The sequence below is a fragment of the Xenorhabdus littoralis genome, assembly GCF_033949345.1.
In the GTDB taxonomy this organism is placed as follows: Bacteria; Pseudomonadota; Gammaproteobacteria; order Enterobacterales; family Enterobacteriaceae; genus Xenorhabdus; species Xenorhabdus littoralis.
In genome coordinates, this window is record NZ_VCDP01000135.1 from 1 (window position 1) to 1,747 (window position 1,747).

A 1,747-nucleotide genomic window follows, 5' to 3' on the forward strand; every position below is an offset into this window, starting at 1 on the left:
TATGCGGGTGGTTCTGATTGTTCGCTATTTATCTTATCAAAGATATCATGATTCAATTTTTGTACATCTAAAAAATTGATAATGAAAAATAAAATGGAAAAGGACATAACAAAACATATCAGCATTTGTACATTAAAAACGATATTTAATTTATTAATTATAAAAAAAATAATATCTTTTTTAGTAGTATATTGCGTTGATAGTATCCCTATTGTTGATATAGAGAAGTAAAATAAAAATGAATCCCTAACTTTTTTAAGACTTATCCTGATTTCATTTATGAATGCTTTGTTTCTGACGCCAGACATATTAAAGGTGACAATTAGTCCAAGTCCAATCGAAAACATAATCCCAGCAACAGTATATAAAGTAGATATTAGATAGTTATCCGGCCGCGCATCGATGAGTGATGAACAGACTACAGAACCTAATGATATAGCTAACAAACTAACTATTTTTTTCATTTTCTAAATCTACAATAAATCTACCCATTTCTTGGAGTACTTGTTTTTCAACTAATTTTCCTGACTCAGTGATTTCGATATTGACAACCTTTAGCCTCAACAACTCACTTCCCTTAACCATTTTTGCTCCGTTGGCTGTCTTGAATGATATACTATCAAGAGCTGCCATTGGCTTCAAGGTGGCGCCTAATATTGATGCATAATCTTCATCCGTCATCTTCTTTGGTTTTTTCTTGAATTGTATCAATAACTTTGCTGATATTAATTGGCTTAATTGGATATCATCAAAGTTTCTAGCTTCAGACATGCAATTCCTTAATACATCAACCGCTAGCTTTGGCAAGTTAATCACTTTCTCACCTATTGTTTGCAAGGAATTATTATTTTTAGGATCTTCATCTTTATTTTTTAATGCTTTTTGTTTTTTTGAATGAATAGGGTCTTTTACCTCTATGGAGAGAATTTCTTTGATTTTTGTTTCATTTTTAAGATCAATGACTGGAGTGAATTCGATAAGTTCATTATTTAAAAACCAACGGAGATATGTTTGCAAACTATGAATTGTTCTATTCAATGCTTGATTTGTTACTAAATAATTATCACTTATTGCAAAGTAATAATATTCTTTGCATATTGCAGATGTATCAATGTTTGTTTTTCCAATCTCATCCATGGTGAATAATTTTTTTCTAAACAATTCATTTGTAACATGCTCCATTTCATTGCCGGGAGCTATTTTTAACATAGTGCAAAGGATTGATTTGCTATGTTCAGAATACTGAAAATAAGAGATTAGGTTTTGTTCTTGTTTGGGATCTTCAGGGCTAAGTACTAGGCATCGTGATTCAACTGAATCAGATTGCTCTAATAACAAGCGTAAGATTGAGCTAATTCCGTTAGAAGATTTGCTTATTGAATTATTTTCAATTTTAAAGGCTTTGAATCTAACGGGTTTTAGTTTTGGTGATTTTTTGCTCTTTTTTACACCTTTAGCCATGCCTGTCCTCACGTATGCTTAATTACCTGATAGTTGTTATTCCTTCATATGACTAACACTACATTACCTCAATCAATTCGTTGATCAGAAAGTGCTTAATCTGTGAGTCAGCAGCCATAACGAATTCACACAGAACGCAATAAAAAATATTGTTTCAATGCGGTATTTTTATCCATTTGTACGAAACACGACACAAAGGTAATCAATTCATTCAACCATAAGCATTCGTTAATATCTTCGGGCTGTCATAGCAGACGGAAGTTAACTATCACAACTTCCAATATCA

The 1,747-nt window shown here is 31.7% G+C and carries 2 protein-coding genes; both read right to left on the reverse strand.

The window, feature by feature from the left end; translation table 11 throughout:
* Positions 1-464 (reverse strand): hypothetical protein (locus FE394_RS18475; RefSeq protein WP_319927798.1); only part of this gene is annotated, 464 nt, incomplete at its 3' end.
* Entirely contained in the window at positions 448-1,461 is a 1,014-nt protein-coding gene (locus FE394_RS18480) for a hypothetical protein (protein ID WP_319927799.1), read from the reverse strand. The genes FE394_RS18480 and FE394_RS18475, both read right to left, overlap by 17 nt.
* Positions 1,462-1,747 lie beyond the last annotated feature (286 nt).

Bases quoted from the DNA above. Each gene is read 5' to 3' on its own strand.
- FE394_RS18480 (WP_319927799.1), bottom strand. From the start codon at position 1,461: ATGGCTAAAGGTGTAAAAAAGAGCAAAAAATCACCAAAACTAAAACCC.